General features: G+C 66.2%; 10 protein-coding genes. 1 reads left to right on the top strand and 9 read right to left on the bottom strand.

Annotated features, from left to right (window positions below):
* The 4 genes from P1X14_RS21155 to P1X14_RS21140 form a co-directional block, all read right to left on the bottom strand.
* The coding region (locus P1X14_RS21155) for a hypothetical protein (RefSeq protein WP_277317408.1) at positions 1-830 on the bottom strand (830 nt) is incomplete at its 3' end.
* Complete coding sequence (locus P1X14_RS21150; RefSeq protein WP_277317407.1) at positions 827-2032, bottom strand: parallel beta-helix domain-containing protein; 1206 nt, start codon at positions 2030-2032, stop codon at positions 827-829. The genes P1X14_RS21155 and P1X14_RS21150, both read right to left, overlap by 4 nt.
* 62 nt (positions 2033-2094) lie before the next feature.
* Complete coding sequence (locus tag P1X14_RS21145; protein ID WP_277317406.1) at positions 2095-2571, bottom strand: hemerythrin domain-containing protein; 477 nt, start codon at positions 2569-2571, stop codon at positions 2095-2097.
* 65 nt (positions 2572-2636) lie between these two features.
* A complete protein-coding gene (locus P1X14_RS21140) occupies positions 2637-3059 on the bottom strand; it encodes a hypothetical protein (protein ID WP_277317405.1) in 423 nt (140 codons plus the stop codon).
* Between the two features lie 49 nt (positions 3060-3108).
* On the opposite strand from P1X14_RS21140, the gene P1X14_RS21135 reads away from it, so the two are divergent.
* Positions 3109-4314, top strand: a complete 1206-nt coding sequence (locus P1X14_RS21135; RefSeq protein ID WP_277317404.1) for a hypothetical protein — start codon at positions 3109-3111, stop codon at positions 4312-4314.
* On the opposite strand, the gene P1X14_RS21130 is transcribed toward P1X14_RS21135, so the two are convergent.
* The 5 genes from P1X14_RS21130 to P1X14_RS21110 form a co-directional block, all read right to left on the bottom strand.
* Positions 4311-4709, bottom strand: coding sequence for a hypothetical protein (locus P1X14_RS21130; protein ID WP_277317403.1), 399 nt, complete (start codon positions 4707-4709; stop codon positions 4311-4313). The genes P1X14_RS21135 and P1X14_RS21130 overlap by 4 nt on opposite strands.
* A 69-nt stretch (positions 4710-4778) precedes the next feature.
* On the bottom strand, positions 4779-5312 hold the full coding sequence (locus tag P1X14_RS21125) for a demethoxyubiquinone hydroxylase family protein (protein WP_277317402.1): 534 nt from the start codon (positions 5310-5312) through the stop codon (positions 4779-4781).
* A complete protein-coding gene (locus tag P1X14_RS21120) occupies positions 5312-5797 on the bottom strand; it encodes a disulfide bond formation protein B (protein WP_277317401.1) in 486 nt (161 codons plus the stop codon). The genes P1X14_RS21125 and P1X14_RS21120 overlap by 1 nt, the downstream gene beginning before the upstream one ends.
* A 4-nt stretch (positions 5798-5801) precedes the next feature.
* Positions 5802-7139 carry a S41 family peptidase gene (locus P1X14_RS21115; protein WP_277317400.1) on the bottom strand — a complete coding sequence of 446 codons (1338 nt, stop codon included), beginning with the start codon at positions 7137-7139 and terminating at the stop codon, positions 5802-5804.
* A 114-nt stretch (positions 7140-7253) separates the two neighbouring features.
* The coding region (locus P1X14_RS21110; protein ID WP_277317399.1) for a peptidoglycan DD-metalloendopeptidase family protein at positions 7254-7641 on the bottom strand (388 nt) is incomplete at its 5' end.

The raw sequence follows: 7641 nt of genomic DNA, 5'->3' as shown, positions 1-7641 counted from the left end.
CGCCCGGCCGCCACCGGCCGCTTGCGCAGCCCGATCGCGTTGGGATCGGTCCGCCACAGCTCGAGGAACAGCCCCGAATTGGACGCCGCTCCCTGCGGATTATGGCAATGCGCGCAGTTGATCTCGAGATAGGCTCGCGCGCGCGCATCGATCGGCGCCCTGGGGTCGTTCCAGCGCGCCACCCGCGGCGCATCCTTGGGCGCCCGGTCGAGCAGCCCGCCGGCCACCAGCCGCTGCAACTGCCCGTCATGGTTCAGGTAGCGCGCCTTGGGCCCTATCGGCGTGATCGCGCCCGACAGCGCATGGCAATCCTTGCACTGGTTCTGGTTCGGCACCGCATAGCTGATCTCGCGCTTCTGCCCCGAAGGATCGGTGAAGCTGACCGGCATCCGCGTGCCCGCCCGCTTCAGATCGGCGTCGCTGCCATCACTATTCCACACATAGGGAATCGCCACCCATCCGCTCGCCCGGCGCAACAGCAGTCGCGTCTCCAGGGGCTTGAACACCCCATCATGCCGATAGCCGAAGGTCTTGATCAGCGCCGACCCGACCGGAAAGTCGAACGCGGCCTGCGCGTCATATTTCGCGGTCGCCCCGGCGGGGACATAGATGAACCGCTGCTTCTCGGCATAGTCGGAGAACAGGGCCGTCTCGAGGTCGTAGCCGATCACCCGAGCCACAGGTGTCCGAGCCTTCAGGTCGCTGAAAAAGCCATAGTCGGACAGTTTCGCCGAATAGCCGTTCCCGGTGATCGCCGCATCGTTCACCCCGCCGGGCCTGCCCAGCGTCACCACGCCGAGCAGCAGCAACGCCGCCGCCAGCAGCTTCATTTGGCGGCCGCCTCCATCGCCGCGGGCAACACCACCGGCGCGCGCTGCGGCACGTCCGGCCCGTTCAGCGTGGCGAGGCCCGGCTTGGCATGTTCAGGCCCCTGTCCCAGCGCCAGCCCCATGCCCAGCACCGGCACGCCGTCATCGACGCGCAGCCCCAGATCGCTGCCGGTCCCGTCCCACATGATCGGCGGAATGCTCCCGCCGAACGCCGCAGTCAGCTGGTCCCCGCCCGGCAGTTCGGGCTTGAACCCCGCCTTGCCGTGGCGATTGCCCGAAACGATGATCTGGCGCGGATAGGGATCGTAGTTCGTGTCGGTAAAGGCCACGCGGTACGAGATCACCATCACATTGCTGGTCGCGTTGCCCGACAGATCATTGTCGAACACCCAGACATGATCATTGGCCATGATCAGCACGCCGGTGCCGGTCCGCACCGTCGCCACGATATTGCCCGGCGGCGCGAAGTTCGGCGTGTCGTTGTCGATCACCTTGTTCTTGTAGACGCGCACATCGCCGCCATTGCCCTTGGGCAGGCTCGGCAGGTCGAACACCAGGATGCCGCCGGTATTGTGGGTGGCGAGATTGCCATAGACATCGGCATTGCGGCTGTTCTCGATCTCGATCCCCGCCACATTGTGGCTCACGGTCGAGTTGCGAACGATGATCGTGTCCGACTGGCCGACATAGATGCCCGCGTCCGAAGCACCCTTCACCGTCACACCATCGACCAGGATATTGCTGCTCTCGACCGGATAGACGCCATACGCGCCGTTCGTCGCCTTGGGACCGCCGGTCCATTCGACGCGGATATCCTTGTAGACGATCCGGTCCGCGCCCTTCGACTTGATCCCGTCGCCGCGCGTGTCCTCCACCGCAAAGCCGCGTAGCACCACATCGTCGGACGTGACCAACAGGCCCTCGCCGGCGCCCAGCTGTCCCTTGAAGCTCAGCACCGTCTTGTCGGTCCCGGCACCGATCACACTCACCCGGTCGACGTCGAGGCTAAGGCCATCGGTCAGCTCGAACCGGCCCGCGCCGATCCGCACCACATCGCCCGGCTCGGCTTCGATCAGCGCCGCCTGCAACCGCTCCTGCGCATTGGGACCGGCCTCCACCACGATATCGCGCGCGGCGGCAGGCGCCGCCAGACTTGGGGCAATCAGCGTCACGGCAGCGATCGCGGCGGCAAGTCGAAGCATCACTCTCTCCCGGCTTTTTCGGGCAGCTTAACCGAGCCGGAGCGAATTAACACCCTTGTCAGCTACTCCCGCTCATCCCCCGGCTCGGCATCCTCGGCCAGCGCCAGTTCCTTGGGCTTGCGCTTCTCGAACACCGCCGCCAGCCGCTTCTCTTCCGCGGCGCTCAGCGCCTTCGATGCGGCCGGGAACATCTCTTCCTCTTCCTCGTCGATATGATGTTCGTAGCGGTGGCGCATTTCCTTGAACTTCTTCTCCCACGCCTCACCGCCGAATTTCAGGTCGAGCAGCTCGCCGAAATAATCGTCGATCTCCTTGTGCTCCGACACCGAATGCCGCGCCTCGTCGCGCAGGTCCGGATCGGCGAGCATCGTCGCATAGAGCGACTCCTCCTCGGCAGCGGCATGCGCGGTGACTTCGACCCGCAGCGCCTCGAACAACGCCTCGCGATCCTCGGTCCGCTTGTCGGCAAGTTTCTTCAGCATTTCGCGATGGCGCTCATGATCGGCCATCAGGTCCCGGAAGATGCGTGCATCGGCCATGGAAATTCTCCTCGTTTCCCTTCCGAACCGGCGAAACGAGGCAAGGTTGCCGATGCGAACGACTCTCAGCCGCTGTTCTGGCGGAGGCTCTGTTCGATCACCCCGACGATCTCGGCGACGGAAATCGTGAACACGCCGCCATTGGCCTTGCGCCAGTCGGCGATTCCGGGGGCCGCATCGGGGAAGTCCGGCGTCAGCGGCGAAAGCCGTGTCACGCTGGCATCGAGCGTCTGCTTCGAGACCGGCAGATGCCCGATCTCCTGCAACACGCCGCCGCCGGCCTCGATCTTCAGCCCGGTCACGCTGATATGATAGATGGTCCCGCCCACTGGATCGGTTTCGATCGCCTGGATCTTGAGCAGCGACCCCGCGTCGCGCGGCAGGTTGCGATATTCCCATATCTGCCCGACGGCATAGCGGTCCTCCACCGGGGCGATGACGGGCTGGGACATGCCCAGCAGGGCGAGCAGGGTCAGCAACAGCTTCATGGGGTCAGGCTATCGACGCGCGCCACCGCAGTCGATAGTCACGCAGCCCATGGGGTGGGACCGCCAGATCAAACGCCTGATGCTCGCGCTGGCGCTCACCTGTGCGCTGGGCTGGCTGTTCAAGTCGCATTGCGCGCCGGGCGGCTGGACCGGCTCGGAACAGTACAGCACCGGCTGCTACAGCGACGCGGTGCCCTTCTGGGACGGGCGCGGCGTGGCGGGCGGCGAAGTCCCCTATTTCCAGGCCCGGCTCGAATATCCGGTGCTCACCGGCGCGCTGATCTGGGCCGAGGGCGGCGTGACGCGGCTGTTATTCGGCGCATCGGCCAATGCGATGCATTTCCTCTTTATCGTGACGCTGGTGAACGCGCTGCTCGCCGGGCTCGTCCTGTGGCTGCTGCGCCGCGCGGGGATGGACGATCGCCGCCTCTGGGCATGGGCTCTGGCGCCGCCTTTGGTCCTTTATGTCGGGCATAACTGGGACATGCTGGCGATCGCCTTTGCGGTGGCTGCGATGCTGCTGGCCCGCGAGAGCCGTACCGTGGCGGCAGCCGCCACCGCCGGTCTCGGCCTCGCCGCCAAGCTCTATCCGGTGCTGATGCTGCCGCTGCTGGGCCTTGGAGCCCTGTTCGGATCGGACGATCCCTGGCTGAAGCGGCTCCGTCTCGCGACCCTGCTGTCGCTCGCCGCCATCGCCGCATGGGCCGCCGCGAACCTGCCGGTCGCCGCATTCGCCTTCACCAACTGGAGCGAATTCTACACATTCTCCAGCGAACGCAGCGGCACCGCGGCATCCTTCTGGGAGATTATGGGGGTTCAGGGCTGGTGGGTCACCAGCACGCCGGATCGCAACCTCTATGCCGCGCTGGCCTTCCTCGCCGGCGCCGCCGCGATCATCGGCTTGGGCTGGCACCAGCACCGCGCGCGGCTGTGGATCCTGTTCACGCCGCTGCTCGCCTGGTTCATGCTGACCAACAAGGTCTATTCGCCCCAGTTCGACCTGTGGCTCTATCCGATGCTGCTGATGACCGCCCCGCGGCTACGCCCGGTCGCGCTGTTCGTCGCGGCGGGGACCGCAGCCTATTTCGCCGAATTCTGGTGGTTTGCCTCGACCGACGGGGCCTGGCCTTATGCCATCACGCCGATCCACATCGCCATCGCCGCCGCGATCCGCGCAGGCGCGATGCTATGGCTGATCGCCGATGCAGTCCGGCTGGCGCCACCCGAATGGATCGGTCGCCAGTCCCAGCCTTAAGGCAAGGGCAGGTTCTCGGCCTCTTCCTTGCGCTTGCGGGTCTCGGCCCGCGCGGCATTGGCATCCTTGACGAAGCATCCCGTCGCGCCGTTCGCGCCCACTGCCGAGCAGCTGTTGGTGCCGGTGCCGCCCACGGTCAGCGCGTCCTGCTGGCGCACCGCCCAGCTCTCGGTCGCCTGCGGGCGGACATCGGCCTCGCGGATTTCCTTGGGAATGCGGAAGCGCTCGGATTCGTCGAGCCGCTGGCACACCACGATCTCGTCGCCATTCTCGTTGGTCGGGCACTTGTCGTTGCCATAGATCAGCAGCACGCCGGTGCGCTGCTGGGCAAAGGCAGGCGCGGCCCAGAGAAGCGGCGTCGCGACCAGCGCGCCCATCACGATCTTCTTAAGCATCGAATCGCCTCCTGTTACACGGCCGACCTTAGCGGCCCTTATCTGAACGCAGACCGACAGCTATCCGTTTCATATCCGTTTCGACAGCGCAATCGCCGCCCGGCACCCGGCCCGGATCAACCCGGACATCAGCGGATAGGCCGGGGCCTGTTCCGCGCCCGCCGCGATCGCCGTGTCGAGATGCTCCAGCTCCTCGGCACGAAACTCCTCGACGGCGTCGCTCAACTCGGGATCGCTGTCGCCCAGCTCTTCCAGCTGCTGCCGGTAATGCCGGTCGATCTCGGTCTCCACCGCAGCAGTGCATGCCATCGCCGCTTCCGGGCCGATCGCGGCCGTCACCGCGCCAAGGGCAAAACCCGCGACGTTCCAGATCGGTTGCAGCGCGGTCGGGCGTACGCCGCGCCGCGCCGCCATCGCGTCGAAAAAGGCGCGGTGCCGTTCTTCCTGCGCCGCCATGCCCGCAATCGATCGCGCGGCCGGCGAGCGGTCACCCATGATCGCCAGCTGCCCGGCATAGATGCGTGTCGCGCCATATTCGCCGGCCTGATCCACCCGGATCATCGTGCCCGTCGCCTCGCGGCGGTCTCCCGGCTTCCAGCCCATCAGCGCGCCCGGCGCAGCGCCAGCACGAACACGGCCACGGCACCTGCCAGCGAGATGATCGCGTTGAACCCGGCCAGCGAGATGCCGAACAGGCTCCATTGCGGCGCGTCGCAGCGCACCAGCGGCGCCTTGCGGATCGCGTCGAGCAGATCGGCGCCGCTCATCCCGGCTCCGGCGCGCGCGGTGCAGGGCGTGATGCCCTGCCACCAGTGATATTCGACCCCGGCATGGAACACGCCGATCGCGCCGCTCACCGCGACCAGCAGGCCCGCGAGCAGCACCAGTGCCAGCTGCGCCGGCCGCTGCTTCACGAAGAAGGCGGCTGCCGCTACCGGAATCGCCGCATAATGCGGCCAGCGCTGCCAGTGGCACATCTCGCAAGGATACAGGCCGCCGATATATTGTGAGCCCAGCGCGCCGGCCATCAGGCCCAGCGGCACGAGCAGCGCGATCCAGCGCGCGGTCGTCAGTCCGTCCTGGCGCATCGGATTACTTCTTCGCTGCCACGCCGGTGGCCGGGCGTCCGCCGGTCCGCACGATCGTCTGGATCGCATAATGGAGCTGGAAGTCCTCGATGCCCTTCTTCTTCAGCTCGTCGGCCGACATCGAGAAGCGGGGATCGTCCTTGCCGCTATCGTCTTCCAGCACCGAATCGTCGACATTGGCGGTGTTCACCAGATGGCGGCGCAGATCGGCTTCGCGCAGCACCGGCCGGGTCTTGTAGTCGGGATCGGAGATCTGCGGGACGGGCAGGTCGGGCTTGATCCCGCCTTCCTGCACCGAATGGCCCGATGGCGTGTAATAGCGCGCCGTGGTCAGGCGCAGCGCCGAGCGCGGACCCATCTGCAGGATCGACTGGACCGAACCCTTGCCGAAGCTGCGCTCGCCCATGATCACCGCGCGGTGATGGTCCTGCAGCGCGCCGGCGACGATCTCCGACGCCGAAGCGGTCCCTGAATCGACCAGCACGATGATCGGCAGGCCCTTGGCCATGTCGCCCGGCACCATCGATTCGGCGTAATAACGCTCGATATCGGTCTTTTCGCGGCCACGCTGCGAAACGATCTCGCCATGATCGAGGAACACGTCGGACACGCCGATCGCTTCGCTCAGCAGGCCGCCGCCGTTCGAGCGCAGATCGATCACATAGCCCAGCGGCTTCTTGCCCAGCTGCTTCTCGATCGCGACGATCGCGGCGCGCGTATCAGCGGTGGTGGTCGCGGTGAAGGTGTTGATGTTGATATAGCCGACGCCGTTGCGGACTTCCCACTTCACCGGCTTCTGGATGATGGTCTCGCGGGTCAGCTCGAACGTCATCGGCTTGTCCGCGCCGGGACGGAAGATGGTCAGCGTGATCTTGGTGCCCGGCTTGCCGCGCATCTGCTCGATCGCTTCGTCCAGGCTGCCGCCGACGATATATTTGCCGTCGAGATGGGTGATGAAATCGCCCGACTTGATCCCGGCCTTGGCGGCGGGCGTATCCTCGGTCGGCGCGACGACCTTCACCGCGCCGTCCTGCATCGTCACGACCAGGCCCAGGCCGCCATAATTGCCGTCGGTCTGGATCTTCAGATTGTCGAAATCGAGCCCGTCGGCGAACGAGCTGTGCGGATCGAGCGCCGAGAGCATGCCCTGGATCGCGCCGTTCACGAGCGTCTTGTCGTCGACCTTCTCGACATATTCGCTCTTCACCCGGTTGAAGACTTCCATGAAGACTTCGAGCTCGCGGTAGCTGCTGGTGTCGACATTGGCCATCGCGCTGCTGGCGATGGGCACGATGGCAAGCGCGCCAACCGCGGCGGTAACCTGGAGAAGCGAACGGATCATACGGCGACTTTCGGTGAGAAACGCTAACAGTGTCTTAGTGGGATATAGTGGCATTTGAGCGGCACGGCAAAGGCAGGAAAGTCCCGTTTTGCGCCGGCAGGTTCGGCCCCGCGATCAATCCAGCAACCGGCTCAAATCCATCGGCTGGCCCCGGCGGCGAAGCTCTACCGTCAGCCGCGGCGAATCCGCCCCCACCCGGCCCAGTGCCGCGCCCTGCGGCACGGTATCGCCCCGCCGCACGCCGACCTGCGCCATGCCGGTGATCAGCGAGGTCCAGCCATTGCCATGGTCGATGATGACGATCCCGCCATAATCGCGGAACGCAGAGGCATAGAGGATCTTGCCGCCGGCGGGGGCCATCGCCTCGCTGTTCGGCGCGGGCGCCAGCGTCAGGCCGCGCGCCCGCACGCCGGTGGGCGAGAGTTCGCCGAAGCCGACCACGATCTGCCCGGCGATCGGCAGCTTGTATGCCGCAGCCTGAGCGCGCTTGGCCGGCGGCGCG

Origin of the sequence: Sphingomonas sp. AOB5, from assembly GCF_029433115.1 — a bacterium.
Taxonomy (GTDB): domain Bacteria; phylum Pseudomonadota; class Alphaproteobacteria; order Sphingomonadales; family Sphingomonadaceae; genus Sphingomonas.
Note: the sequence above shows the minus strand (reverse complement) of the source record. Positions and strands in the feature narration are given on the sequence as shown.